Origin of the sequence: Exiguobacterium sp. SH1S21 (assembly GCF_004337175.1) — a bacterium.
GTDB classification, from domain to species: domain Bacteria; phylum Bacillota; class Bacilli; order Exiguobacteriales; family Exiguobacteriaceae; genus Exiguobacterium; species Exiguobacterium aurantiacum_A.
Genome location: NZ_SJUY01000002.1, coordinates 80,779 through 104,040, shown reverse-complemented (window position 1 = coordinate 104,040; position 23,262 = coordinate 80,779). Strand labels below are relative to the sequence as shown.

The following is a 23,262-nucleotide window of genomic DNA, read 5'->3' as shown; positions in this document are numbered from 1 at the left end:
AGAGAGAGGGGAAGTACGATGCGACGAATACGACAATTTGGGCTGCTGTTTGCGCTTGTTTTCCTCAGCGCCTGCGGGACGATGGGAGCAGACTTGGCCCCGACGTTTGACGAGGCGGTTCAAGAGGCTGAGCAAACGACGGTCAACTTTTACTTGTGGGGTGGGGACGACGGCATCAACCGTTACATCGATGACTACGTCGCACCGCGCCTGAAAGAAACATACGATATCGAGTTAAATCGCGTCCCGATGGACACGGCCGAATTCATTCGCCAACTGTCACTCGATAAACGTTCGAACCGAGAGGCGGGCACGATCGATCTCATGTGGATCAATGGTGATAATTTTAGAAACGCGGCCGAGGCGGAGCTTCTTCAAGGCGACCTGCTCGATAAAATCCCGAACTCAGCACTTTTGAACGAGACCGCGCAAGCGACCGACGCCGGGACGCCGACCGACGGACTCGAGGTGGCGTGGGGCAACGTTCAGTTTGTGCTGCACTATGATGCCGACAAAGTGACGAATCCTCCGGCGACGTTCGAAGAACTACATCGTTGGACCGAAGCAAATCCGGGCCGTTTCACGTATCCTGAAGTGACAGACTTCACCGGTAACGCGTTCGTCCGCCATCTGCTCTATGCCGAGTACGGGGAAACGATCCGAAGCGATCAAACGATCCCGGATGCATTTTGGGATGAACTCGCGACGTGGTCACCGAATCTGTGGAAACAAGGGGCGACGTATCCGAAGTCACTCGCCCAACTCGACCAACTTTATGCGAAAGGTGACGTGTGGATGACGATGGGATTCAATGAGCGTCGTGCTGAGGCCGAGCGAAACGACGGCGTGTTTCCAGACGGGACGCGTGCCCTCGTCCTCGATCATTCAATCGCCTCGACGCATTTTCTCGCGGTCCCGTTCAACGCAAGCAATCCGAACGGTGCCCTCGTCGTGATCAATGAATTGTTGTCACCGGAAGCTCAACTCGCCAAACAAGATGCGACGTATTGGGGAGACGGGACGTCGCTCGATTTGACGAAGCTTGAACGAGCGGACCGGGAAGCCTTCCTCAAACTGGACACGGGCGTCACGTATCCAGACCCTGAACAACTTGCCGAACGTTCGATTGCCGACTTCGGGCCGAGCGTGATCGATCAAGTTCGTGAGGGATGGTCTCGTGTCGCGAGGTAGCGTCGGCTTGAGCGTCATCGTCTTGTTGCTACCGCTCGCCGGTCTTGTATTTCTAGCCGGTGAGACCGCTTCATTCGAATGGACGTCACTTTGGCGCGACGCGGCGTGGCGGGCGAGTTTAGCCGTCACGCTTTACGTGACGCTCGTCTCGACGACGATTTCGCTACTCATCGGGACGTGGTTGGCACGAACGGTCCGGATTCGAGAGGTGGTTTGGCTTTCAGCGCTGCTCAAATTGCCGATGTTCGTGCCGCATGTCGCAGGTGCGTATTTATTTTTGTTGTTGTTCTCGGGCGGTTTTCCGTTTTACGGGCTTGTGGAAGCGAACGAGCGCCATCACTTTGTCGTCATATTGACGTATGTGTGGAAAGAAGTGCCGTTCGTCTTTTTGATGATGCTCGGCACATACGGGCAACTGAATCGCGGCTATCTTGATATGGCGAAGACGCTCCAACTTACACGGTTCGAGCAGTTCAAAGTCGCGGAGTGGCCGTTTTTACTGAAGCCGCTCCTGGACTCGTTTTGGATTTTAGTGGCGTTCATCTCGTTCGCTTACGAGGTACCGGCCCTGCTCGGGGTCACATTCCCGGAGCTGCTCGGGGTGCTCGCATACGAACGGCTGACGACAGGGTTGTTTTTAAACGCGAATGAATCCTACGCGGTCGCACTCGTTTGGACACTATTGATCTCGGTCGGGGCTTTTGTATCGTATCTCGTTACGGCCAAACGAAGACGCCGGATTGAAAAAGGGGTGAGGCGATGAGTCGGGTCCTTATCATCTGTTTCATCTTGTTCCCGTTTCTCGGCTTACTCTTCGGTTGGCCTTCTCCGATCCGATTGGATGAAGTGCTCATGAACACGGTGTTCTACGTCATCAGTTTGGCCGTCATCAATGTCTGGCTCGGTCTCGGGACAGCGTGGTGGCTGATTTTTACAGAGTCGAGATGGCGGACACTCGTCGAGTGGCTCGTCTTTATCCCGTTGTTCATTCCGGTCATGGCAAGTATGTTCGGTATGTACATCGTGCTCGCGAACGTCGGGCTCGTCGGGACGTATGCCGGTGTCTTGCTCGTCTTGCTCGTCTCGACGCTCCCGTACTCGATCCGGCTCGCCTACAATGCGATGTATGTGATCGGACGCCCGCTCCTTGAGCAGACGATGACACTGCCGCCGCTGCCTCGATTTAGCATGGTGCTGTTTCCTTTGTTGGCGGCGACGATGCGGACGATCGTCTTGTTCTCGACGGTCATCGTTCTCGGTCAGTTCGTGCTCGTGCAATTGATCGGCGCAGGGCTCATCCCGACCGTCACGACACAACTGTATCAATCGTATGCAGGAAATGACGTTTCATTGGCACTACAAAACACGTGGGTCCTCATCTTGTTACCGGTCTTGTTGTATATCGGTCTCGGAGGACTGTTCCGCGTATCGGTACGAATTATGAAGGAGCGGTTAAGATGAGTTTAGTCGTTACAGGAATACAAAAGAACTTTAAACAACGCGACGTATTGAACGGGGTCGACCTGATCGTTGACAAGAAAGAGATCCATGCGCTTGTCGGGGTGAGCGGATCCGGGAAGTCGACGTTGCTACGGATTATCGCTGGACTTGAGACGGCAGACACGGGGACGGTGACGTGGGACGGAGAGCCGCTCCTCGGGACGCCTCCTCACAAGCGGCGCATCACGATGCTGTCACAATCACCGCTTCTGTTCCCGCATCTGTCGGTCGGGGAGAACGTGACGCTCGCGACTCAAAATCGGTCGCGGGAGCAGGCGGAGGCATGGCTTGCCAGTGTCCGCCTTCCGGGCCGATATGACGATGACATCCACGAACTTTCCGGAGGCGAGCAACAGCGTGTCAGTTTTGCCCGTGCCCTTGCGGCCGAGCCGCGGCTCATTTTATTAGATGAGCCGTTCACGAATCTCGATCCGGATTTGAAGTACGAGTTGCAGCGGCTGATCCGGGACCTCGTCCAACAACTCGAGTTGACGGCGTTGCTCGTGACCCACGACCGGGAAGAAGCGATGCTCGTCGCCGATCGGGTGACGTTGCTCGAGGACGGAGAAGTCCTAGTGACGGGGACGCCAGGCGAACTTTACGAGACTGAGCCGGCGTTTGGAGACTTTATCGAGCTTTCAGGTTCGTCTTATCCGGCGACGATGATGGAAGTGACTAAACAAGCAGGCGAACCGGTCGTACTCGTCCGACAGTTGAATCGCTTCGGCAATCGCCTAGGCGAGTATCGCCTCGCGACCGGTACGTACGTCATTCTCCCCCGGGATGAATCGTTTCAGGTCGGGGAGACCTACTATTTGCGGAAGAAAAAAGGAGTGGTTTGATGCTAGACACGTACGGAAGCCGCTGGGTTCGTCCCATCGTTGAACGAGGGGCCGATCGGCTTCTAAAATGGAATTTCACACCGAACGAAGTGACAATCCTTGGAGGGATCATCGGGATCTCGGTCGGGTTCTTTATTTATAATGACATGCTTTGGACAGCGGTCGCCCTGCTTTGGTTATCGGGTCTTCTCGATGTCATTGACGGGACGATGGCGCGCCGCTCTCGGAAGACGGGGTTTGGCACAGTGCTCGACCTCGTCTTCGATCGCATCGTCGAGATCTCGGTCGTCGTCGCGCTGGCGCTTCGTTATCCTGAGCACATGCCGGTCTTTCTCTTCTTGCTCGGATCCTTCGTCGTTGCGATGACGCTGTTTCTCGCCGTCGGAGCCAGCAGTTCAAAACGTTCTGAGAAATCATTTTATTATCAACCAGGTCTCCTTGAACGGACGGAGTGCTTCATCTTGTTCACGCTCATGATTTTGTTCCCGTCGTGGATCGGGGTCGTCGCGACGCTGTTCCTCATCCTTGAAGTGTTCACGATCAGCCAGCGCCTGTTGGAAGCACGGCGGATTTTACGATGAAGCCGCGGCTCGTCCTAGTCGGGCTCGGTCACGGGCAACTCGAAATTTTAGGGCGGATCGAACAGTTGCGTGAACGGTACGAGGTCAGTTATGTCGGACTTGAGGAAACGATTTATACCGGGGCGTTCCCCCAAGTGATCGCAAATGAGATGGCTTCGGCAGTCGTCAACTTGCGACCGGACGTCACACCGGTCGCGAGCAGACTCATCTCGCTCGACCCGGTCAAACGAATCATCGAGACCGATCAAGGTATGATCGCTTACGATCATCTCGTGCTCGCGACAGGTGCGAAGAGCCGAGGGATCGGAACGGGCTTGAAACCGATGACAGACGTAGCAATCGAACACATTCAAGCGAGCCGTGCGGTCACAATCGTCGGAGGGGGCAAAGCTGGCGTCGAGCTCGCTTTCGCTTGCGTGAGGTCGAAGCAACACGTCACGCTCTATGCGAAGCAGATTTTGCCCGACTTGCCGAACCGGGTCGGCCGTCATATTGCCCGTCGTCTCGTTGCAAGCGGGGTGACGCTGATCGCGCAACAGTATGAGGGTGGGGACGCGCCAGACGGTCTTGTCCTTGACGCGACTGGAGTCGTGCCGGTCGAGTGGTGGCACCGCTCAGGCCTTGCCGAGGAGGGGTCGTTTATTCCGACCGACGCTTATTTGCGTCACGCGACGTATCAAGATATTTACATCACCGGGGATATGGCAATGGGCTTGAACGGAGGCGTCGACGCGGTCCGATCGGGCCGTCACGTCGCGTCGGCGCTCCTCGGTGACCAAAAGCCATATAAACAGCGGACGTCGCTCAATATTTTATTGACGACCCCGGGACACGCCTTACTCACGTTTGGGCGCTTGACGTGGCACGGCCGGTGTTCGTATTGGATCAAGCGTCAAATCGACAGGCGCTACATGCAGAAATTCACGCACTAAAAAAGACGACCGCGGTCGTCTTTTGATTAGGCGTTCAACGTGTCGAGGAACGACCGAATTTGCATTTCCGTCTTCGCATGCGCCGAATGAAGGTGTTCTTGTTTGACGCCTTCTTTATAGAAGAGCAGTGACGGGATGCCACGGACTTCCTGCGTGTCAGACAGTTCAGGCAGTTCGTCGCGATCGACGACGTACCAGTTGAATTGCGGGTAGTCTTTGACGAGTTCGTCGACGTACATGTCGAGGCGGCGGCAGTCCGGGCACCAAGACGTCGTGAAGATGACCATTCCTTTATCTTGAATGGCAGTTTGGAATTGTTGTTCAGATTGTATTGGTTTCATGATTGATCACTCCTTTCTCTCATTGTCTGTGTCTTCGGTGCGCCCGTCAACCGATTGACATTCTCGGACTTACAAGAGATTGTGCTACACTTAAAAAAACTGAACTGCAAGGGAATGGTGATGGTTATGGCGTTACGTCATGCACTACTCGGGTTGTTGACCCATCAGCCTGCGACCGGCTACGCCTTGAACGCGACGTTCAAAGCGCAAATGATCCACTTTTGGCACGCCCATCATACACAGATTTATCGGGAACTGTTAAAGATGGAAGACGAGCACCTCGTTTCGTCAGAGCATGTGACCCAACATGATCTTCCCGATAAGAAGATCTATTCGATCACAGCGACGGGACGTCAAGAGTTGATTGACTGGCTCAGACAACCGACGTCGTTTCAGCCGAAGATGAAAGATGAGAACCTGCTGCGCGTCAGCCTGCTGCAACTGCTCCCGCTCGACGAGGCGATCCGTTACGTCGAGGAGACGAAAACGCATCATGAACAAGTCGCACATCAAATTCGTGCGTTCCAAGCAGCCCATCAATCGGAAGCGGACACGCTCGGGTACTTATTGACGAGTGAATATGCGATCCGCATGATGGAAAACTATGCCGATTGGGCCGATTGGGCGATCGAACAAATGAAACAGCGCGATACACATACGACCTGACGTTCAGGTCGTATGTTTTGTATACGGATGAATCGGTAGACGAGCCAGTAGTTTATCGAGTGCACGCTCATTGATGTCGTCATGATACGCGTCAATCGTCTGCTGCAACTGCTCAACAGAAGAAGCGCCAGGCAAGACGACGGCGCACGTCCGTTTCGCGGCAGCGAGCGCATACGCTTGAATCGGGTGTGGCAACGTCGACAGGAGGTTGCGTAACTCGGGTTCGCTCCACGACTCGAAGCCCTTAGCGCTCAAGCGCTCGGACCATTCATCGGTCAACAGCCCTTTAGCGAGCGGTCCTCGACCGACGAGCGGAACGTCTTGCCCGAGTGATTCGATGCGGCGGTCGAGCAGTGAGTACGGTGTCATCAAGACATCGAGCTCCCCGTGCTCAAGCCAGTAGCGGATCACGTTCGGGCGAATCGAGGAGAGCCCGATTTGACGGATGACCCCGGCCTGCTTTTGTCGGCGCATGAAATCGATCGTCGCGTCAAGGTCGTCTTCCATCGTTCCACCATGTACGTAATATAAGTCTAAGTAATCCGTCTGTAGTCGTTCGAGAGAACCGTGAAGCGCCTGTTCTAAATAGGAAGGGGCTGGGTTCCAGCGCATTCCGTCCTCGGTCCATTCATTCCCGCCTTTGCTCGTCAAAAACAAATCGTCCCGCCGACCGGCAAACGTCTCACCGACGAGCCGTTCGACGTCGTGACGGTCATAGACGTCAGCCGTGTCAAAATGACGGATCCCTGACGCGTGAGCCGCCTCGAGAATCCGTCGGCCCTCATCGTCACCTTGTTTTAAAATCGACATCGTTCCTAGTCCAAGTTCTGCCATCGATAATTCCTCCTTGTTCCGTCCATTGATTTGACTCATAATTACAGTATATAAGAAAACGTGAGGAGTACATAACCATGGAAGAGAAAACGATTGAACGGGAAGTCATCTATCAAGGGAAGATTTTCGATGTCGAGAAACATGTCGTCGCGCTCCCGAACGGAGGAACGTCGGTCCGAGAGCTTGTGTATCATAATGGGGCCGTCGCGATATTGTTGATCGATGAGGACGACAAGATTGTTCTCGTCGAGCAATACCGGAAAGCGTTCGAATCGATGTCACTCGAGATTCCGGCCGGGAAACTTGAAATCGGAGAAGAGCCGCTCGCGAGTGCGAAGCGTGAACTCGAGGAAGAGACCGGTTATAAAGCCGAGTCGCTTGAAAAGATGTTCTCGTTTTACGGGGCACCTGGATTTTGTAGTGAGCGCGTTGACGTGTTCGTCGCCAAAGGTTTGACGGCGGGAGCGATGAACCTAGACGAGGACGAATTTTTACAAGTCGAACGTTATACGTTCGAAGAAGCGGGCGAACTTTTAGCGAGTGGCCGGATCACCGATGCCAAGACGATCATGGCGATTCAATGGTGGCAATTATCTAAATTGAAATAATTCTAATCTGTAGTGGGTTGTGATAGACTTACATAGTAATGATTTTAATTTGAAAAAACGACGGAACTTCGGTATGCTTTGAATAGTGAATTATGTAAAGAGGGGGCGCCTTATGGAAACGCGAATTGAACGGATCAAACAGCAATTGAGCGCCAAAGGATATAAATTGACACCGCAACGAGAATCAACGGTCCGTATCTTGCTTGAGAATGAGACAGACCATCTAAGTGCAGAGAACGTGTTCATGCTCGTCAAGAGCATCGCACCCGAAATCGGTCTCGCGACCGTTTACCGGACACTCGAACTGTTGACCGAGCTCGGCGTCGTCGACAAAGTCAACTTCGGTGACGGTGTCGCCCGGTTCGATCTCAGACCAGAAGGGGCGAACCATTCGCACCATCACCTCGTCTGTGTCGAGTGCGGATCAGTCGAAGAGATCATGGAAGACCTGCTCGTCGACGTCGAGAAGAAAGTCGAGAGCAAGTATGAATTTTTAATCAAAGACCATCGTTTGACGTTCCATGGCATCTGTAAAGTGTGCCAAGCGAAAGGCGTCACGCTCGAAGGGCATAAAGCCGTCATTAACGGTTGACGAAACAAAGGAGGACAAGCCGCTCGGCTTGTCCTCCTTTATGTTCATCGTGCCGTCAAATCGTCAGTTCAATTTTGTTTCGTTCTGGATCGTGGACGACGCTCTCATAATAGCCGTCCCCGGTCAGACGCGGTCCATCGACGAGTTCATAGCCATCAGCCTGCAAGCGCGCCGTCAATTCGTCGACGGCCTCGGCGCTGCCTAGCGCGAAGGCGACATGCGCCCAGCCGAGTGTCGGCATCGCTTCGCCTTGGATGTCCGACCGTGACATCAGCTCGAGGCGGCACGCTGATTCCGGAAACGTTAAAAAATACGATGCGAACTGTTTGTGCCGGTTCGTATATTTGTCGTTGGCGCTGGCACCAAAGTATGTCTCGTAAAAGCGACGCATCCGTTCGAGGTCGTGGACCCATACGGCAACATGCTCGATGTTCATCGTCATCACTCCTTTTCAACTACGTTAATCTTACCAGTAATACAGTGGGATTGTCAGTCGATTTCCTGGAGAAAACGGGCGTGAAATCGATGACAAAAAACTGTCAAAAAAACTTACAAAAAAATGAGGTCAGACGTCTTCACAACGGTTTACATAAGTGATATGATGTAAGCGTATTCAGGTGTAGCGAGGAAGGAGGGGGATGTCATGCGTTCGCAAGTCGAGTCGTTTTTACAATATATGACGGTTGAAAAAAGAATGTCCACCAACACGAGACAAGCCTATGCGAGCGATTTGACCCAGTACTTATCGACACTAACCCAACTTGGGGTGACCGAGTGGAATGAAGTCACGCGCTCACATATCGTCAAGCATTTAGAGGAACTGTCGCAAGCGGGTCGGGCCGCCTCGTCACTGCGGCGAGCCGTCAGTTCGATTCGCACGTTTCATCACCATCTGAAGATGAGCGGCGGCGCCTCGACCGATCCGGCACTTTATTTAGAGACGCCGAAAGCGGAGCGGCATCTGCCGGACACGTGGTCGCAAGACGAAGTCGAGCGCTTGCTCGATAGCGTCCCGACGAACGACCCGCTCGCGCTTCGGGATCGTGCCATGCTCGAACTGCTCTACGGGACAGGCATGCGCGTCAGCGAACTTCTCGGTCTTGATTTGGATGATTTACAGTTTGAACTGGGGTATTTACAGTGTGAAGGCAAAGGCGAGAGCGCCCGGATCATTCCGGTGTCGTCGGTCGCCCAAAATTTTGTCGAACGTTACATCCAGCAAGCGCGAAACGGCCTCGGTGGTCGGGAGACCGAGGCGTTGTTCTTGAACGGACGTGGCGGTCGGCTTAGCCGCCAAGGCTTTTGGAAAATCATCAAGCGACGGGCGAAAGACGCCGGTATCGCGAAAGAGATCACACCGCACGTGTTGCGTCACTCGTTCGCAACGCACTTGCTCGAGAATGGTGCCGATCTGCGCGCCATCCAGCAAATGCTCGGCCATGCCGATCTCTCCACCACTCAAATCTACACACATGTCAACAAGGCGCGGCTCCACGATGTGTACCGTAAGCATCACCCGCGGGCCTAGACACTTAAAGGAGGAACTTTTGTGAAGAAATTTAAACGTATATTCTTAGTCGTCATGGACTCAGTCGGGATCGGGGAAGCCCCAGATGCCGACCAGTTCGGAGACGTCGGTTCAGACACGTTAGGTCATATCGCTCGTGAGCATGGCGGCTTGAACATGCCGAACATGGGCAAGCTCGGGTTAGCGAACATTAAACCGATCGAAGGCATCGAACCGTCAAGCGCGCCGAGCGCGTTCGGGCGGATGGAAGAAATTTCGGCCGGGAAAGATACGATGACTGGTCATTGGGAAATCATGGGTCTCCATATCGATACGCCGTTCCGTGTGTTCGAGGAATTCCCGGACGATTTGATCAACCGGCTTAAAGAGTTCAGTGGACGCGACATCATCGGCAACAAGCCGGCGTCAGGAACGGAAATTTTAGACGAGCTTGGTGAAGAGCATGTCGCGACAGGCGCGTTGATCGTCTATACGTCGGCCGACTCGGTGCTACAAATCGCAGCCCACGAAGAAGTCGTCCCGCTCGAAGAACTGTACCGCATCTGCGAATACGCGCGCGACATCACGCGCGAAGATCCGTACATGCTCGGACGGATCATCGCCCGGCCGTTCCTCGGAACGCCTGGTGCTTGGGTCCGGACGTCAAACCGTCACGACTATGCGCTCAAACCGTTCGGCAAGACGGTCATGAACACGCTCGAAACAGCTGGAAAAGACGTGATTGCCCTCGGGAAGATCAGTGATATCTATGACGGAGAAGGCGTGACGAAAGCGGTCCGTACGAAGTCAAACATGGACGGGATGGACAAACTCGTCGCTTCGCTTGATGAGGAGTTCGAAGGGCTCTGCTTCTTGAACCTCGTCGACTTTGACGCATTGTTCGGCCATCGCCGGGATCCGGAAGGATATGCGGTCGCGCTCGAAGAGTATGACGCCCGTCTTCCTGAAGTGTTTGCTCGCTTGCGTGAAGACGACTTGCTGATCATCACGGCCGACCACGGTAACGATCCGACGGCACCAGGGACGGACCATACGCGGGAATATGTCCCGCTCATCGTTCATCACCACGGTTCGACTGCGGTCGACCTCGGCGTTCGCGCTACGTTCGCAGATATCGGCGCCACGGTGGCGGATAACTTTGACGTCGACGCACCAGCAATCGGAAACAGTTTCTTAAACGAAATTTGAGGAGGCACTACACATGGTAAATTGGAACGAAACAAAAGCATTTTTACAGGAACGCATGAACGGAACACCAGAAATCGGACTCATTCTCGGATCAGGTCTTGGCGTGCTCGCCGACGAAATCGAGAATCCGGTCGCGATTCCTTACGAAGATATTCCGCACTTCCCGGTCTCGACAGTCGAAGGTCATGCCGGACAGCTCGTCTTTGGTGACCTTGAAGGGAAACGTGTCGTTGCGATGCAAGGACGGTTCCATTTCTATGAAGGATATTCGATGGAACAAGTCACGTTCCCAGTCCGTGTCCTCAAATTGATCGGTGTCGAGACGCTCATCGTCACGAACGCCGCTGGTGCTTGCAACGAGGCGTTCAACCCAGGCGACTTGATGGTCATCACGGACCATATCAATTTCTTCGGCACGAGCCCGCTCATCGGCAAGAACGCGAGCGACTTCGGGACACGCTTCCCGGATATGTCAGAGGCGTACGACAAACAACTCGTCGCGTTGACAGAGCGGGTCGCGTCAGACCTCGGTCTCAAGATTCAAAAAGGCGTCTACTTCGGGAACACCGGTCCGACATACGAGACACCGGCCGAAGTCAAGATGGCCCGTCTGCTCGGCGGCGACGTCGTCGGCATGTCGACCGTACCAGAAGTCATCGTGGCTCGTCACTCAGACATGCGTGTCCTCGGAATTTCATGCGTCTCGAACATGGCCGCAGGTATCCTTGACCAACCGCTCAACCACGAAGAAGTCATCGAGACGACAGAGCGCGTCCGTCAAGACTTCCTTTCACTCGTACGTGGCACGATTAAAAGCATGTAACTAAAACAATTCTAGGAGGACGAAACTTATGCGTATGGTCGACTTGATTTTGAAAAAACGTAACGGTGGAGAATTAAACGAACAGGAGATCCGCTACGTCGTGGAAGGCTTCACGAATGAGACGATTCCAGACTATCAAATGTCTGCTTTGTCGATGGCGATTTATTTCAATGGCATGACCGAGAAAGAGACGGCAGCGTTGACGATGGAAATGGTCAAGTCAGGTGACGTCATCGACCTTTCTAAAATTAAAGGAAAAAAAGTCGATAAGCACTCAACGGGTGGCGTCGGTGACAAGATCAGTTTGATCGTCGCCCCACTCGTCGCCTCGATCGGTATCCCGGTCGCTAAAATGAGCGGGCGCGGGCTCGGTCATACAGGTGGGACGATCGACAAGCTCGAATCATTCCCAGGGTTCAACGTCGAGTTGACAGAAGCTCAGTTCACGAAGCAAGTGAACGACATCAAGATGTCGATCATCGGGCAGACGGGCAACTTGACGCCGGCCGACAAACGTCTTTACGCGCTCCGCGATGTGACGGCGACGGTCGAGTCGATTCCGCTCATCGCGAGCTCGATCATGTCGAAGAAGATCGCTGCCGGTGCCGACAGCATCGTCCTTGACGTCAAGACAGGGTCTGGTGCGTTCATGAAGTCGTTCGACGACGCGAAAGCTCTCGCTGAAGAGATGGTTGCCATCGGGAAGAACGTCGGTCGCAAGACGATCGCTGTCATCACTGATATGGACCAACCGCTCGGCTTTGAGATCGGGAACGCGAACGAAGTGAAAGAGGCGATTGAAGTATTGTCTGGGAAAGACGTCAAAGACTTGAAAACGATCGCACTCACGATTGCCGGTCATATGGCCGTCCTCGGTGAATTTTATAAGACGTTTGACGAAGCATACGCCGATCTTGAACGCCGGATGGCCGACGGTCACGCGCTTGAAGTATTCCGTCAGTTCGTCGCGGCACAAGGTGGGGACGCTTCACTCGTCGATGATGTGACTAAATTCCCGCAAGCGAAATTTGAGACGACGTTCGTCGCGAAGACAGCCGGTTACGTCGAATCGATCATCGCGGACGAGGTCGGTGTCGCAGCGATGCTCCTCGGAGCGGGACGGGCAACGAAGGACGACTTGATCGACTTCGCGGCCGGTATCACGCTCGAGAAGAAAGTCGGCGACAAAGTCGAGGCGGGTGACGTCATCGCGGTCCTTCGTTCAAACATCGAAGACATGTCTTCGGCACTTGAACGCATGGATCATGCTTACACGATCGGCGCCACTCAACCAGAGGCACGTCCGCTCGTCCACGCGGTCATCCAGTAAGTCAGAACGTCTGTTTCCACAAAACAGTGGAGACAGACGTCTTTTTTTGATAAGATGGGTAATGTGAGTGATTATTGACTATATGAACATAAAGGGGTATTTCCATATGAAAAAAGGATCAATGAAATTAGAGAACGGTGAAATGATTGAATTCGATTTATTCCATGATGCAGCACCGATCACGGTCGACAACTTCGAAGAGCTCGCGAACCGCGGCTTCTACGACGGATTGACGTTCCACCGTGTCATCCCAGGCTTCGTCAGTCAAGGCGGATGCCCAGACGGAACAGGTATGGGCGGTTCAGGTAAAACGATTCCTTGCGAGACGTCGACTTCGTTCCCGTACAAACATGAAGCCGGCTCGCTTTCGATGGCACACGCTGGGCGCAACACGGGCTCATCACAGTTCTTCATCGTCCATGCGCCACAACCGCACCTTGATGGGGTTCATACTGTGTTCGGTAAAGTGACGTCAGGTCTTGAGCACGCGGTCAAACTTCGCCAAGGCACGAAGATGGCTGAAGTCAAAGTTTGGGATGAGAATTGATTTCTGCCTAAACGTTATGGCACAATGAGCCATGTCTCTCACGTGTTCACTTCGTGAAACATGTCTGACTAAAGGTGGTGAGACCAGCCATGCTGGTGAAGTATAAACAATCGCACGAGAAGACGGCGATGGGGCTGCTCGCATTTTCATGTAGCGACAAGTCTCCGCTCGCCCTTCTCGAACTCGTACGATCTTACGAGGAAGATGCTTCGAAGTTCCTCTACTTGTGGAAAGTCGAAGAAGACTTCGTCGGGATCATCGGGATGGAACAGCTTGAGACGACGATGTGCATCCATCATATCGCCTTGTCGCCTTCGTTCCGTGGCGAGAAACGTTCATATGAACTGCTCGATGAGACACGGAACTTGTTACCGTTCGATTTGACGCTTGTCGGTCGCGGGAAGACGAGTGACTTGCTCGAAAAATGGAATCAAGTCTCGATATAAAAAGCTAGGCTCAGCGCCTAGCTTTTTGTCGTTGTTCTAGCGCGAGCAGACGCTCTTCAACGACGGGCGTGCGGTCACGGTGGATATGTTTATGGACGAGCTCGTCGAAAGTCAGGGAGGTCGGTTCGAACGTGGGTTTCAACCGGTCGATTTGTCGGCGTGTCGCCTCGTCTAGCGGGAGTGTGTCCGGGAGCGGCCAACGTTCCAAGTCGCGTGTGAACGCCTCCATGTCGATGCCGAGCGGTTCAAGAGCGCTTGCGGCCAAAGGAAGCTTTTGCTTCAATGCAGCGACGCTCTTGACGGCCCCGGCCGTATTGCCCCGGCGGAAGTGGTAGTGGGCGACGGCGTACTGGATCAAGACGGCATAGCCGAGATGTTCTCGGTTCCCATCCTGCCACGCCTCTTCGAGCACCTCGTGGCACTCGAAATAATCGGCATGACATTCAAACAGCAACGTATACTGATAAAAAGGGGTAAGCATCAATTTTCTCCTTTCGTGGTCACTGTACTACAAAACATGTTATACTAAAGCGCAAAAATGTTAAATGGCAGGTGTCTCTATGGAAGCGTATAACGTCAAAATCGATACGTTCGAAGGCCCGCTCGACTTGTTGCTCCACTTGATCGGCAAGATGGAGCTCGATATCGCCGACATCTCTGTTTCGGAAGTCACGGACCAGTATGTCGCCTTTATCCGGACGATGCAAAAGTTTGAGCTCGATGTGGCCAGTGAATATTTGGTCATGGCGGCGACGTTGCTCCAATTAAAGAGCAAACAACTGTTGCCACCGGTCCCGATCGAGGACGATGAGATTCCGGATTTCGGCGAAGAGCCGACTCGGGAAGGGTTGATTCGACAGTTGATTGAATACAAAGCTTATAAAGAAGCGGTCGTCTTCATGCGCGAGCAAGAAGAGCAACGGCTCGAACTATATAGCCGTCCCGGCGAAGATTTGACACGGTACATGTCTGAACTGGTCCAACCTTACGATGGACCGCTCAACTTTTCAGATTTGTTGCACGCCTATTCAAAGATGGTCGAGCGGAAGCGTTGGAAAGAACGGCGTAAAAAGACGATCAAGCGGGAAGAGCGGACGCTCGAACAGCAGATGACCCGTTTGCATGAACATGTGTCGGCGAACCGGAACACGTCGTTCTTTGCATTCTTCGAAGAACGGCCGGACGTGTCCGACCTCGTCGTCACGTTCATGGCGCTGCTTGAGTTGATTAAGTTACGAGTCGTCACGACAAAGCAAGTCGACCGAGATATTCACATTTCGTTTGTCGAAGCGTCAAAGGAAAGGGATGAAGCCGTTGTTGTCTTATGAAACGATCATTGAAAGCCTATTGTTTGTCGTCGGAGAAGAAGGCATGGAAGTCCGGGCGTTAGCAGATACGCTCGATATTTCTGAGGCCGCTGCCCGCGAACAATTGAATAAGCTAGGGGCGTCGTTCACGGATTCCGGGCGTCCGTTTCAATTGATCGAATCGGGCGGCGTTTACAAGCTTGTGACGATCCCGGACGTGTCCGAGTACATTCAACGGTATGTCGGGACGATGGCCGAACAGGCGCTGTCTCGTGCGGCCATGGAGACGCTCGTCATCATCGCCTACAAGCAGCCGGTCACACGGGCCGATATCGAGGAAGTCCGCGGTGTCAAAGTCGAACGCGTCATTCATACGTTGTTGTCAAAAGGGCTGATTGAATCAGCCGGCCGGGCGAAGACGATCGGGCGCGCGAAACTGTACCGGACGACCGAGCATTTCCTTGACCATTTCGGATTCAATTCACTCGAGGAGTTGCCACCATTAACGTTTGTTGACGAGTTGGCAGACGAAGGCGATCTGTTCTTCGGCCAGCCAACTTCGATTACGGAAGATAGATTGGAGAATGATTAAATGGAACGTTTACAAAAAGTGATTGCCCAAGCGGGTATCGCCTCACGGCGTAAAGCCGAAGAAATGATTTTAGACGGACGGGTTCGCATTAACGGCAAAGTCGTTCGTGAGCTCGGGACGAAAGTCGGACCGAAGTCGGAGATTGAAGTCGACGGCGTCAAAATCGAACAGGAAGAACACGTCTACTACGTGCTCTACAAACCGAGCGGCTACGTGTCGACGGTCGACGATGATAAAGGACGCAAAGTCGTTACCGATCTCGTCCCACCAGGGTCACGTGTCTTCCCGGTCGGTCGTCTCGATTACAATACGACGGGACTCATCATCTTGACGAACGACGGAGAATTCTCGAACATGATGACTCATCCGAAGTTCAAAATCCCGAAACGTTACGTCGCGAAAGTGAAAAACATCCCTTCGTATATCGCCATCAAGCAGCTCGAGTCAGGCTTAGAGCTCGATGACGGTTATAAGACGGGCAGCGCGAAAGTCAGAATGAAGACAGTCGACCATAAGAAGAACTCGGCGATTCTCGAAATCGTCATTTCGGAAGGGCACAACCGTCAGATTCGACGCATGCTCGAAGCAGTCGGTTCGGAAGTCATCAAACTGAAGCGCGAACAGTTCGGTTTCTTGACGCTCGACGGACTCACGACAGGCGACTGGCGCGAGTTGTCACGCAAGGAAGTGAGCAAGCTCCGTGAGCTCGCGAACCCGGTCGTGCCGAACGAACCGCGAGGCAAGAAAAAGAAAAAATAACAAGTTAAAAATCGTCCTTACACAGGATGATTTTTTCTTTTGTGGAGATTCTGTGACAAAAGGATGAAAAAAGTCTGTTAATGTGCGTTATCGTTGTTTTTTCAGTACAATAGCAACTGAAGGATGGTGTGAAATTATGACGAAAGAGACGAAACAAGGCGATCGGATGAATCAAGCGATGGCCCATAAGAAAAGGCGGTCATTTTGGCGACTCATGATTATGACGATGGTGCTGTTTGCCGGTGCGGTCGTCATCATGCAATTGATCGAGCAGGCCGGGAACGATGGCCGGGTCGAGGCCGGAGACGACGCGCCGAACTTTAAACTTGTCAGTCTTGACGGTGCGACGATGGTCGAGCGCGAAACGTATGATGGGAAAGGGATGCTGTTAAATTTCTGGGGTACGTTCTGTGAACCGTGCGAGAAAGAGATGCCGGTCGTACAAGACAACTATGCCACGCTTCAAAATATGGGCGTGGATTTTTGGGCCGTGAACGTCGGTGAGACGCCGCTGCGGGTCGACAACTTTATCAATGACCTCGGCGTCGAACTCGACTATCCGATCTTGATGGATACACGTAGCGAAGTCGAGAAGGCGTACGGCATTTATAACTTACCGGTGACGTTCGTCATCGATGCCGACGGAAAAGTCATTGAAAAGTATGAAGGCGAACTCACGAAAGAGAAACTGTTAGAGTTAGCCGAGAAGTCATTGTAAGCGAACGGGGGGCGCACACATGCTAGATATGAAATACGACGGCGCCGATTTACGGTCGAAGCGTCGTCCGAGATCTTGGATTGACCGTGTCTGGAGTTTCTTTGCATCGGTCAAAGTCGGTCTTTGGTTGATTGGACTCATTATCGTCGGCTCTGCGGTCGGGACGACATTTCCGCAAGAGATGTATATTCCGCAACAATTGCCGGCAAGTCAATACTATACCGAAGAATATGGCACGCCAGGAACGATTTATTACACGTTAGGATTCCATAACTTATATACGTCGTGGTGGTACATCACGTTGATCGTGATGCTGACGTTGTCACTGATCGTCGTCTCGATCGATCGATTCTTTCCGTTGTATAAAGCGTTGAAATATCAACCGGTCCGACGCACCGACCGCTTCATGCGCGGGCAACGCCTGATCGGTGAAGGTAAAGGGACGGACGAACAGATCGACGCGCTCGGTGAGGCGTTGAAGTCTAAGCGTTATCATGTAAAACGCGACGGCGATGCGCTACTCGCCGAGAAGTATCGGTTTGGTCGTTGGGGCCCATACATCAACCACATCGGGCTTGTCATCTTCTTTATGGGGGCGATGCTCCGCGTCTTCCCGGCATTTCACACCGATACGCTCGAATGGGTAAGGGAAGGCGAGACGGTCGCGCTCGAGGCGACCGATGACACGTATTACATTCGTAATGATCAGTTCATCCTCGAGATGTATGATCCAGAAAATAATGCGGAGGACGCCAAGTTCGCCGAGGCGATTGAAAAAGCCGGGGCTGTCCCGAAAAACTATGAGACGGAACTGACACTGTTCAAGAAGACCGGAACGAACGAGGACGGATCGCCGCAACTCGAGGAAGTCGAAACCGGTTCGACGAAAGTGAACCATCCGTTCAAATTTGATAAGTACGAAGTGTATCAGGAGCAGTATTCAAGCCGACCCGAGTTTTTGTCGATGTCGTTTAACGTCGGTGACAAACAGACGGGTGACATATACGGACCGTTCACGGTTGACTTGACGGACCCTGAGACGACTTACGATCTCGGCGAGGTCACGGTGACGCTCAACGACTTGTATCCGGACTTTGAAGTTCGAAACGGACAGCCGGATACGAAGTCACCACGGGCGTTGAACCCTGCTTTCTTCTTAGCGGTCGAGAACCCGGATGGGACGACCGAATCGAACTTGATCGGGATTCGATTGAACGTTGCCGATGAAGACAATCGTTACGCAATCCAGTTCGCAGGAACGGAAATGGCGAGTACGAGCGGACTTCGGGTCAAGAGCGACTCGACGTATCCGATTTTAATTGTCGGTGGGACGATCTTCATGATCGGGATCATTATGGGGATGTATTGGCCGCACCGCCGGGTCTGGATTCGACGTCATAACGAGACGGACGTGCTCGTGGCTGGATTCACGAACAAGAACCCGTCGTCGCTTCACCGCGAGATTACACCGCTCCTAGAAAAAAATGGGCTGCCGATTTGGGAAGACCAGGCTCGGTTCGAAAAAAAGGCAGACATCGACTCAACTAAAGAAAGAGGGGAATCATAATGGAGTGGATTCAGTGGAGCAGCCGCCTGCTCTTGATCGCGTTCATTCTTTACGCCGTGGCGACCGTGTTGTTCACAATCGCGGTCAGTGGCATGCGCAAAGACCGAAACGTCAACCGGATCGCTTACGGTAAGTATGCGTTCACGCTAGCCGTCATCGGCTTTGTCGCCCAAATAGGATATTTTATCATGCGTTGGATCGGGGTCGGCTACGCGCCGGTCTCTAACCTTTACGAGTACACGACATTCTTCGGAATGATGATGGTGCTTGGTTTTCTCGTCGTCTACGGGATCTATAAAAACGATGTGCTCGGCTTGTTCGCCATGCCGGTGGCGCTTCTCGTCATCGCGTTCGCATCGATGTTCTCAAGCGAAGTGGCACCGCTCATTCCGGCACTGAACAGTGTCTGGTTGAAAATTCACGTCACGACGGCCGCTCTCGGTCAAGGGATTCTCGCCATCAGTTTCGCCTCGGGCTTGATCTTCTTGCTCAACGAGACGTCGATGCGCGAACAATCGAAATCGCGCACATGGCTAGAAGTGACGATGTTCGTCCTCATGTGCACGCTTGGCTTCATCCTCGTATCGATGCTGTTTAAAGCAATCGGTGCCGGCGGTGTCGTCGAATTTACGAATGACCGCGGTACGCAAGAGTCGTACGAATACTTCATGCCGATCTTGTTCGTACCGGAAGGCGCACAACTGTTATCAGGTGCGAGTGGACTATCGCTCGAATTGCCGACGTTCATCAATACGTTGAAGTTGAACACGTTGCTCTGGTCGGTTATCGCTGGCGCCGTCATTTACCTCGTGCTCCGGTTCGTCGTCTTACGCAAACGCATTGCGGAAGCGTTGCAACCGCTTGCGAAGAAAGTCGATCTTGACCTCGCGGACGAGATCAGCTACCGTTCGATCGCGATCGGATTGCCGGTCTTCATCCTCGGTGGGCTCATCTTCGCCATGATTTGGGCGCAGATTGCCTGGAACCGTTTCTGGGGCTGGGACCCGAAAGAAGTATGGGCGCTCATCACGATGCTCATCTATATTTATTACTTGCATATGCGCATCCAGCGGGGGTGGACGGGGACGAAAGCAGCATGGCTCTGTGTCGGCGGATTCGCCGTCATCATGTTCAACTTAGTGTTCGTCAACCTCGTCATCGCCGGATTACATTCATACGCTTGATGAAAAAGAAGTCACTTCGGTGGCTTCTTTTTCGTAAGGGCATACAACTCACCGTTGTTAAGCGAAATAATAGAGTGGTATAGTTATGAAAGAGAGCGAAATGTTCACAATTGTGCAACATTCGCTACATCTTGTAATGGTTCTCTGGGAGGTTTAGTTGATGGCTGATAAAACAAAAATTCTAGTAGTCGACGACGAAGAAAGAATTCGCCGACTGTTAAAAATGTATCTAGAACGGGAGCAATACGTGATCGAAGAAGCGACGAACGGTGAAGAAGCGCTTCAACTCGCACTTGAAGGCGACTTTGACGTCATCTTGCTCGACTTGATGATGCCGAAGATGGACGGGGTCGAGGTGTGTACCGAACTCCGTAAAACGAAAGCGACACCTGTCATCATGCTGACGGCGAAAGGTGAGGAGATCGACCGGGTTCAAGGGTTCGAGGTCGGCGCGGACGACTACATCGTCAAACCGTTCAGTCCTCGTGAAGTCGTCTTACGCGTCAAAGCGCTACTCCGTCGCTCAGGTTCGACAAAGTTTTTGCAAACGGCCGAAAAGTCGAAAGACTTGATCGTGTTCCCGCATTTGACGATCGACAATGACGCACACCGTGTCACGGTCGACGGAGAAGAAATCGCCCTCACGCCGAAAGAGTATGAGCTATTATTCTTCCTGGCCAAACAAGTCGATAAAGTGTTCTCGCGGGAGCAACTGTTAAAAGAAGTATGGAACTATGAATTTTTCGGAGACCTTCGAACGGTCGACACGCACGTGAAACGGCTTCGTGAGAAATTGAACCGTGTCTCTCCATCCGCGGCCCAAATGATTACGACGGTATGGGGTGTCGGATACAAGTTTGAAGTCGTCAGTGAGTGATGATTCGCCGCAATAGTATTGTCACGAAGCTGTGGCTGACGATCCTCGTGTTGGTCAGCCTGATTTTGTTCATCGTATCCGTCCTGATGCTCGAGTTCTTCAACTCGTTCCATATTGATCAGGAACGTGGGCATTTAGCGAAACTCGGTGGGCAAGTCCAGTCAGTCTTGCTAGAGGAAGGCGATTCGTCACGGACGGTCGACCAAATCATCGAAGTGTACGGGGCGAACTATATTTTAGAGAACGGGTCGGTCCGTTCGAACTTCGGCACGGAAGTCGATGGCTTGATGACCGAACTCGGACGTCAGTCATGGGGTCCTTATCAAGCTATAGGGGAGACGGCGATCGGGAACTTCTCGTCGTTCGATGACCAGGCTGCCTTGGCGTATCGGACGACGTTCTCTCTTGAGACGGGTGAGTATACGCTCTATTTGATTGAGCCGCTCAACGCGATCTCAAGCGCGAATGAAGGGGCGCGGACGATCATCTTTTGGACGGTCGCCTCGGCGATCATCGTCACGACCGTGTTCGCTTTCTTCTTATCGACCCGGATCACGGCCCCGCTGCGTGAGATGAGGGACGCCGTCAATAAGACGGGTGAAGGACAGTTCGATCTGCGGCTCGTCCAGAAGACGAACGACGAAATCGGTGAACTTGCCGGCTCATTCAATGCGATGAGCAGCCAGCTGTCGACATACGTGAACGCGCTCGACCGCGAACGGCTGCAGCTCGCTTCGATTCTGCGTTCGATGGCAGACGGTGTCATCACGCTCGATCGCCATGCGAACGTGATCGTGACGAACCCGCAGGCACAGCCGTTATTGCACGACGATCAACCGCACGAAGTCGTGCTCGCGCTCTACGAAGACGTCGTCGGCGGTGCGCCTGAGAAGACGATTGAAGTGAAGCAAGACGATCACTATTACACGTTGACGGTCACACCGCTCCTCGGGGAGGAAGATTTCGAGGGAGCGGTCGTCGTCATCCGTGATACGACCGAAAGTCACCGCCTCGACAAGATGCGGACCGATTTCGTCGCCAACATCAGCCACGAGCTGCGAACACCGCTCGTGACGCTCCAAGGCTATTCCGAGGCGATCATCGACGGCATGACCGAAAGTGACGAGGCGACGAAAGAATTCGCTTCGATCATTTACGACGAGTCGTTACGGCTTGCCCGGCTCGTCAACGATTTACTCGATTTGGCGAGAATCGAATCAGGGAAAGAGACGATGCAGTTCGCAGCGTTCGATTTCGGCGAATTTTTACCGCGGGTGATGCGCAAGTTTAACCAGATGGCGAACGAGAAAGGGATCACGTTGTCGACCGTGGCTCCGAAGCGGGTGATTGAAGCGGATGGGGACCGGTTAGAACAAGTGTTCACGAACTTGATCGGCAACGCCATCGCCCACACCGAGAGCGGAGCGATTCGGCTCGAGGCGACCGAAGAAGCGGACGGCTTCTTGATCTGTTTGACCGATACCGGCAGCGGGATCCCGAAAGAGGACTTGCCGTTTGTGTTCGAGCGGTTCTATAAAGCGGACAAGGCCCGGACGAGCGGCGGGAAGACCGGAACAGGCATCGGACTCGCCATCGTCAAGAACGTCATCGACGCCCATCATGGAACGGTCGACGTCACGAGCGTGTACGGCGAAGGGACGACGTTCACGATTCGGCTCCCTTACGACCAACCGCAATCATAACGACAATGGTGACTCCTATGGGTCACCATTTGTGGCATAGAGGAGGAAATGACATGAAGCGATATACACGTGGAGGCGACAAGGGTGAAACGTCATTGATCGGCGGACGCGTCTTGAAAGTACACCCGCAAATCGAGGCGATGGGATTGTTAGATGAATTGAACAGTCACATCGGTCTCGCGCTCGCGCACCAGACGGACGCGACGTTACGGGATCAGCTGACGAAAATCCAGCACGATCTGTTCGACCTCGGTTCAGAACTGATGTACAAACAAGATCCGCCGCAGCAAGTCGACTTAGCGATCGTCACCGAGCTCGAGACTTGGATCGATGAACTAGAGACGAAGTGTCCGGAACTTGTCCGCTTCATTTTGCCGGGGGGCAGCGTGGCCTCGGCGAGTCTGCATGTCGCCCGGACGGTCTGTCGCCGCGTCGAACGCGAGCTCGTCAACATCGATGCGGCCGTTCGTCAATTGTCTTACTATAACCGCTTAAGCGATTACTTGTTCACGGCCGCCCGTTATGCCAACGTGGTGGCGGGCGTACCCGATCAAGAGTATGCGCGCGGTGCGTCCGTGTTCCAACCGAAAACGAAAAAGGAGTAGA

The 23,262-nt window shown here is 53.3% G+C and carries 28 protein-coding genes; 24 read left to right on the top strand and 4 right to left on the bottom strand.

The features are described 5' to 3' along the window. Positions 1 to 18 precede the first annotated feature (18 nt). Genes EVJ24_RS03985 through EVJ24_RS03960 form a run of 6 tightly spaced genes read left to right on the top strand, consistent with a single transcriptional unit; the run spans position 19 to position 5,046 of the window. Positions 19 to 1,191 (top strand): ABC transporter substrate-binding protein, encoded by a 1,173-nt coding sequence (locus EVJ24_RS03985; RefSeq protein WP_131439793.1) that lies wholly within the window; start codon positions 19 to 21, stop codon positions 1,189 to 1,191. Further along, the gene (locus EVJ24_RS03980; RefSeq protein WP_131439791.1) at positions 1,178 to 1,954 is read left to right on the top strand and encodes an ABC transporter permease; all 777 of its coding nucleotides are present in this window, start codon (positions 1,178 to 1,180) and stop codon (positions 1,952 to 1,954) included. Before EVJ24_RS03985 ends, EVJ24_RS03980 begins: the two co-directional genes overlap by 14 nt. After that, a complete protein-coding gene (locus tag EVJ24_RS03975; RefSeq protein ID WP_131439789.1) occupies positions 1,951 to 2,652 on the top strand; it encodes an ABC transporter permease in 702 nt (233 codons plus the stop codon). Before EVJ24_RS03980 ends, EVJ24_RS03975 begins: the two co-directional genes overlap by 4 nt. Beyond that, the gene (locus tag EVJ24_RS03970; protein ID WP_131439787.1) at positions 2,649 to 3,533 is read left to right on the top strand and encodes an ABC transporter ATP-binding protein; all 885 of its coding nucleotides are present in this window, start codon (positions 2,649 to 2,651) and stop codon (positions 3,531 to 3,533) included. The genes EVJ24_RS03975 and EVJ24_RS03970 overlap by 4 nt, the downstream gene beginning before the upstream one ends. Then, positions 3,533 to 4,114, top strand: a complete 582-nt coding sequence (locus EVJ24_RS03965) for a CDP-alcohol phosphatidyltransferase family protein (protein WP_070327104.1) — start codon at positions 3,533 to 3,535, stop codon at positions 4,112 to 4,114. Before EVJ24_RS03970 ends, EVJ24_RS03965 begins: the two co-directional genes overlap by 1 nt. Next, positions 4,111 to 5,046, top strand: a complete 936-nt coding sequence (locus EVJ24_RS03960; RefSeq protein ID WP_131439785.1) for an FAD-dependent oxidoreductase — start codon at positions 4,111 to 4,113, stop codon at positions 5,044 to 5,046. The genes EVJ24_RS03965 and EVJ24_RS03960 overlap by 4 nt, the downstream gene beginning before the upstream one ends. A 26-nt stretch (positions 5,047 to 5,072) precedes the next feature. Here the strand turns inward: EVJ24_RS03960 and EVJ24_RS03955 are convergent, their stop codons facing one another. After that, complete coding sequence (locus EVJ24_RS03955) at positions 5,073 to 5,387, bottom strand: thioredoxin family protein (RefSeq protein ID WP_071397668.1); 315 nt, start codon at positions 5,385 to 5,387, stop codon at positions 5,073 to 5,075. 126 nt (positions 5,388 to 5,513) lie between these two features. Between EVJ24_RS03955 and EVJ24_RS03950 the strand changes: the two genes are divergently transcribed. Then, entirely contained in the window at positions 5,514 to 6,053 is a 540-nt protein-coding gene (locus EVJ24_RS03950) for a PadR family transcriptional regulator (RefSeq protein ID WP_131439783.1), read from the top strand. A 3-nt stretch (positions 6,054 to 6,056) separates the two neighbouring features. Here EVJ24_RS03950 and EVJ24_RS03945 read toward each other — a convergent pair whose 3' ends face one another. Then, the gene (locus EVJ24_RS03945) at positions 6,057 to 6,887 is read right to left on the bottom strand and encodes an aldo/keto reductase (RefSeq protein WP_236637547.1); all 831 of its coding nucleotides are present in this window, start codon (positions 6,885 to 6,887) and stop codon (positions 6,057 to 6,059) included. A gap of 77 nt (positions 6,888 to 6,964) precedes the next feature. Between EVJ24_RS03945 and EVJ24_RS03940 the strand changes: the two genes are divergently transcribed. Next, positions 6,965 to 7,495, top strand: coding sequence for an NUDIX domain-containing protein (locus EVJ24_RS03940; protein WP_071397666.1), 531 nt, complete (start codon positions 6,965 to 6,967; stop codon positions 7,493 to 7,495). 112 nt (positions 7,496 to 7,607) lie between these two features. After that, the gene (gene fur, locus EVJ24_RS03935; protein ID WP_016509373.1) at positions 7,608 to 8,087 is read left to right on the top strand and encodes a ferric iron uptake transcriptional regulator; all 480 of its coding nucleotides are present in this window, start codon (positions 7,608 to 7,610) and stop codon (positions 8,085 to 8,087) included. 55 nt (positions 8,088 to 8,142) lie between these two features. On the opposite strand, the gene EVJ24_RS03930 is transcribed toward fur, so the two are convergent. Next, positions 8,143 to 8,523 (bottom strand): VOC family protein, encoded by a 381-nt coding sequence (locus EVJ24_RS03930; protein ID WP_071397665.1) that lies wholly within the window; start codon positions 8,521 to 8,523, stop codon positions 8,143 to 8,145. 207 nt (positions 8,524 to 8,730) lie between these two features. Here EVJ24_RS03930 and xerD point away from each other — a divergent pair, with 207 nt between their 5' ends. From xerD to EVJ24_RS03900, 6 genes are all read left to right on the top strand, one after another. After that, positions 8,731 to 9,615: a site-specific tyrosine recombinase XerD gene (xerD, locus tag EVJ24_RS03925; RefSeq protein WP_131439778.1), complete on the top strand. Its 885-nt coding sequence runs from the start codon at positions 8,731 to 8,733 to the stop codon at positions 9,613 to 9,615. 21 nt (positions 9,616 to 9,636) lie between these two features. Further along, the gene (gene deoB, locus EVJ24_RS03920) at positions 9,637 to 10,803 is read left to right on the top strand and encodes a phosphopentomutase (protein ID WP_131439776.1); all 1,167 of its coding nucleotides are present in this window, start codon (positions 9,637 to 9,639) and stop codon (positions 10,801 to 10,803) included. A gap of 13 nt (positions 10,804 to 10,816) precedes the next feature. Further along, positions 10,817 to 11,626, top strand: a complete 810-nt coding sequence (locus EVJ24_RS03915; RefSeq protein WP_016509380.1) for a purine-nucleoside phosphorylase — start codon at positions 10,817 to 10,819, stop codon at positions 11,624 to 11,626. A gap of 28 nt (positions 11,627 to 11,654) precedes the next feature. Next, on the top strand, positions 11,655 to 12,956 hold the full coding sequence (locus EVJ24_RS03910; protein WP_131439774.1) for a pyrimidine-nucleoside phosphorylase: 1,302 nt from the start codon (positions 11,655 to 11,657) through the stop codon (positions 12,954 to 12,956). A 106-nt stretch (positions 12,957 to 13,062) separates the two neighbouring features. Continuing rightward, a complete protein-coding gene (locus EVJ24_RS03905; protein WP_035386247.1) occupies positions 13,063 to 13,503 on the top strand; it encodes a peptidylprolyl isomerase in 441 nt (146 codons plus the stop codon). Between the two features lie 89 nt (positions 13,504 to 13,592). Next, on the top strand, positions 13,593 to 13,949 hold the full coding sequence (locus EVJ24_RS03900) for a GCN5 family acetyltransferase (RefSeq protein ID WP_131439772.1): 357 nt from the start codon (positions 13,593 to 13,595) through the stop codon (positions 13,947 to 13,949). A 10-nt stretch (positions 13,950 to 13,959) separates the two neighbouring features. Here the strand turns inward: EVJ24_RS03900 and EVJ24_RS03895 are convergent, their stop codons facing one another. Beyond that, positions 13,960 to 14,430, bottom strand: coding sequence for a DUF309 domain-containing protein (locus EVJ24_RS03895; RefSeq protein WP_131439770.1), 471 nt, complete (start codon positions 14,428 to 14,430; stop codon positions 13,960 to 13,962). Positions 14,431 to 14,509: 79 nt separating this feature from the next. On the opposite strand from EVJ24_RS03895, the gene EVJ24_RS03890 reads away from it, so the two are divergent. From EVJ24_RS03890 to EVJ24_RS03850, 9 genes are all read left to right on the top strand, one after another. Further along, positions 14,510 to 15,277 (top strand): segregation and condensation protein A, encoded by a 768-nt coding sequence (locus tag EVJ24_RS03890; protein WP_070327115.1) that lies wholly within the window; start codon positions 14,510 to 14,512, stop codon positions 15,275 to 15,277. Continuing rightward, entirely contained in the window at positions 15,255 to 15,848 is a 594-nt protein-coding gene (gene scpB, locus EVJ24_RS03885; protein WP_173647368.1) for an SMC-Scp complex subunit ScpB, read from the top strand. The genes EVJ24_RS03890 and scpB overlap by 23 nt, the downstream gene beginning before the upstream one ends. After that, positions 15,849 to 16,607 carry a pseudouridine synthase gene (locus tag EVJ24_RS03880; RefSeq protein WP_071397662.1) on the top strand — a complete coding sequence of 253 codons (759 nt, stop codon included), beginning with the start codon at positions 15,849 to 15,851 and terminating at the stop codon, positions 16,605 to 16,607. A gap of 136 nt (positions 16,608 to 16,743) precedes the next feature. Continuing rightward, complete coding sequence (locus tag EVJ24_RS03875) at positions 16,744 to 17,325, top strand: redoxin domain-containing protein (RefSeq protein ID WP_131439768.1); 582 nt, start codon at positions 16,744 to 16,746, stop codon at positions 17,323 to 17,325. A gap of 19 nt (positions 17,326 to 17,344) precedes the next feature. Further along, the gene (resB, locus tag EVJ24_RS03870; protein ID WP_236637545.1) at positions 17,345 to 18,892 is read left to right on the top strand and encodes a cytochrome c biogenesis protein ResB; all 1,548 of its coding nucleotides are present in this window, start codon (positions 17,345 to 17,347) and stop codon (positions 18,890 to 18,892) included. After that, positions 18,892 to 20,076: a c-type cytochrome biogenesis protein CcsB gene (gene ccsB, locus EVJ24_RS03865; RefSeq protein WP_131439766.1), complete on the top strand. Its 1,185-nt coding sequence runs from the start codon at positions 18,892 to 18,894 to the stop codon at positions 20,074 to 20,076. Before resB ends, ccsB begins: the two co-directional genes overlap by 1 nt. 160 nt (positions 20,077 to 20,236) lie before the next feature. Further along, complete coding sequence (locus EVJ24_RS03860; RefSeq protein ID WP_070327120.1) at positions 20,237 to 20,953, top strand: response regulator transcription factor; 717 nt, start codon at positions 20,237 to 20,239, stop codon at positions 20,951 to 20,953. Further along, complete coding sequence (locus EVJ24_RS03855) at positions 20,953 to 22,656, top strand: ATP-binding protein (protein ID WP_131440090.1); 1,704 nt, start codon at positions 20,953 to 20,955, stop codon at positions 22,654 to 22,656. The genes EVJ24_RS03860 and EVJ24_RS03855 overlap by 1 nt, the downstream gene beginning before the upstream one ends. A 53-nt stretch (positions 22,657 to 22,709) precedes the next feature. After that, positions 22,710 to 23,261 (top strand): cob(I)yrinic acid a,c-diamide adenosyltransferase, encoded by a 552-nt coding sequence (locus tag EVJ24_RS03850; RefSeq protein ID WP_131439764.1) that lies wholly within the window; start codon positions 22,710 to 22,712, stop codon positions 23,259 to 23,261. Position 23,262: the final 1 nt, after the last annotated feature.

What these genes read in the sequence shown, in the direction of transcription:
- EVJ24_RS03880 (WP_071397662.1), top strand. Translation starts at nt 15,849, where the DNA reads ATGGAACGTTTACAAAAAGTGATTGCCCAAGCGGGTATCGCCTCACGG.
- EVJ24_RS03960 (WP_131439785.1), top strand. Translation starts at nt 4,111, where the DNA reads ATGAAGCCGCGGCTCGTCCTAGTCGGGCTCGGTCACGGGCAACTCGAA.
- EVJ24_RS03890 (WP_070327115.1), top strand. Translation starts at nt 14,510, where the DNA reads ATGGAAGCGTATAACGTCAAAATCGATACGTTCGAAGGCCCGCTCGAC.
- EVJ24_RS03965 (WP_070327104.1), top strand. Translation starts at nt 3,533, where the DNA reads ATGCTAGACACGTACGGAAGCCGCTGGGTTCGTCCCATCGTTGAACGA.
- EVJ24_RS03855 (WP_131440090.1), top strand. Translation starts at nt 20,953, where the DNA reads ATGATTCGCCGCAATAGTATTGTCACGAAGCTGTGGCTGACGATCCTC.
- EVJ24_RS03875 (WP_131439768.1), top strand. Translation starts at nt 16,744, where the DNA reads ATGACGAAAGAGACGAAACAAGGCGATCGGATGAATCAAGCGATGGCC.
- EVJ24_RS03950 (WP_131439783.1), top strand. Translation starts at nt 5,514, where the DNA reads ATGGCGTTACGTCATGCACTACTCGGGTTGTTGACCCATCAGCCTGCG.
- EVJ24_RS03905 (WP_035386247.1), top strand. Translation starts at nt 13,063, where the DNA reads ATGAAAAAAGGATCAATGAAATTAGAGAACGGTGAAATGATTGAATTC.
- EVJ24_RS03940 (WP_071397666.1), top strand. Translation starts at nt 6,965, where the DNA reads ATGGAAGAGAAAACGATTGAACGGGAAGTCATCTATCAAGGGAAGATT.
- scpB (WP_173647368.1), top strand. Translation starts at nt 15,255, where the DNA reads ATGAAGCCGTTGTTGTCTTATGAAACGATCATTGAAAGCCTATTGTTT.
- EVJ24_RS03915 (WP_016509380.1), top strand. Translation starts at nt 10,817, where the DNA reads ATGGTAAATTGGAACGAAACAAAAGCATTTTTACAGGAACGCATGAAC.
- EVJ24_RS03900 (WP_131439772.1), top strand. Translation starts at nt 13,593, where the DNA reads ATGCTGGTGAAGTATAAACAATCGCACGAGAAGACGGCGATGGGGCTG.
- xerD (WP_131439778.1), top strand. Translation starts at nt 8,731, where the DNA reads ATGCGTTCGCAAGTCGAGTCGTTTTTACAATATATGACGGTTGAAAAA.
- EVJ24_RS03970 (WP_131439787.1), top strand. Translation starts at nt 2,649, where the DNA reads ATGAGTTTAGTCGTTACAGGAATACAAAAGAACTTTAAACAACGCGAC.
- EVJ24_RS03975 (WP_131439789.1), top strand. Translation starts at nt 1,951, where the DNA reads ATGAGTCGGGTCCTTATCATCTGTTTCATCTTGTTCCCGTTTCTCGGC.
- ccsB (WP_131439766.1), top strand. Translation starts at nt 18,892, where the DNA reads ATGGAGTGGATTCAGTGGAGCAGCCGCCTGCTCTTGATCGCGTTCATT.
- EVJ24_RS03895 (WP_131439770.1), bottom strand. Translation starts at nt 14,430, where the DNA reads ATGCTTACCCCTTTTTATCAGTATACGTTGCTGTTTGAATGTCATGCC.
- EVJ24_RS03860 (WP_070327120.1), top strand. Translation starts at nt 20,237, where the DNA reads ATGGCTGATAAAACAAAAATTCTAGTAGTCGACGACGAAGAAAGAATT.
- EVJ24_RS03850 (WP_131439764.1), top strand. Translation starts at nt 22,710, where the DNA reads ATGAAGCGATATACACGTGGAGGCGACAAGGGTGAAACGTCATTGATC.
- EVJ24_RS03945 (WP_236637547.1), bottom strand. Translation starts at nt 6,887, where the DNA reads ATGGCAGAACTTGGACTAGGAACGATGTCGATTTTAAAACAAGGTGAC.
- EVJ24_RS03955 (WP_071397668.1), bottom strand. Translation starts at nt 5,387, where the DNA reads ATGAAACCAATACAATCTGAACAACAATTCCAAACTGCCATTCAAGAT.
- EVJ24_RS03930 (WP_071397665.1), bottom strand. Translation starts at nt 8,523, where the DNA reads ATGAACATCGAGCATGTTGCCGTATGGGTCCACGACCTCGAACGGATG.
- EVJ24_RS03910 (WP_131439774.1), top strand. Translation starts at nt 11,655, where the DNA reads ATGCGTATGGTCGACTTGATTTTGAAAAAACGTAACGGTGGAGAATTA.
- resB (WP_236637545.1), top strand. Translation starts at nt 17,345, where the DNA reads ATGCTAGATATGAAATACGACGGCGCCGATTTACGGTCGAAGCGTCGT.
- EVJ24_RS03985 (WP_131439793.1), top strand. Translation starts at nt 19, where the DNA reads ATGCGACGAATACGACAATTTGGGCTGCTGTTTGCGCTTGTTTTCCTC.
- fur (WP_016509373.1), top strand. Translation starts at nt 7,608, where the DNA reads ATGGAAACGCGAATTGAACGGATCAAACAGCAATTGAGCGCCAAAGGA.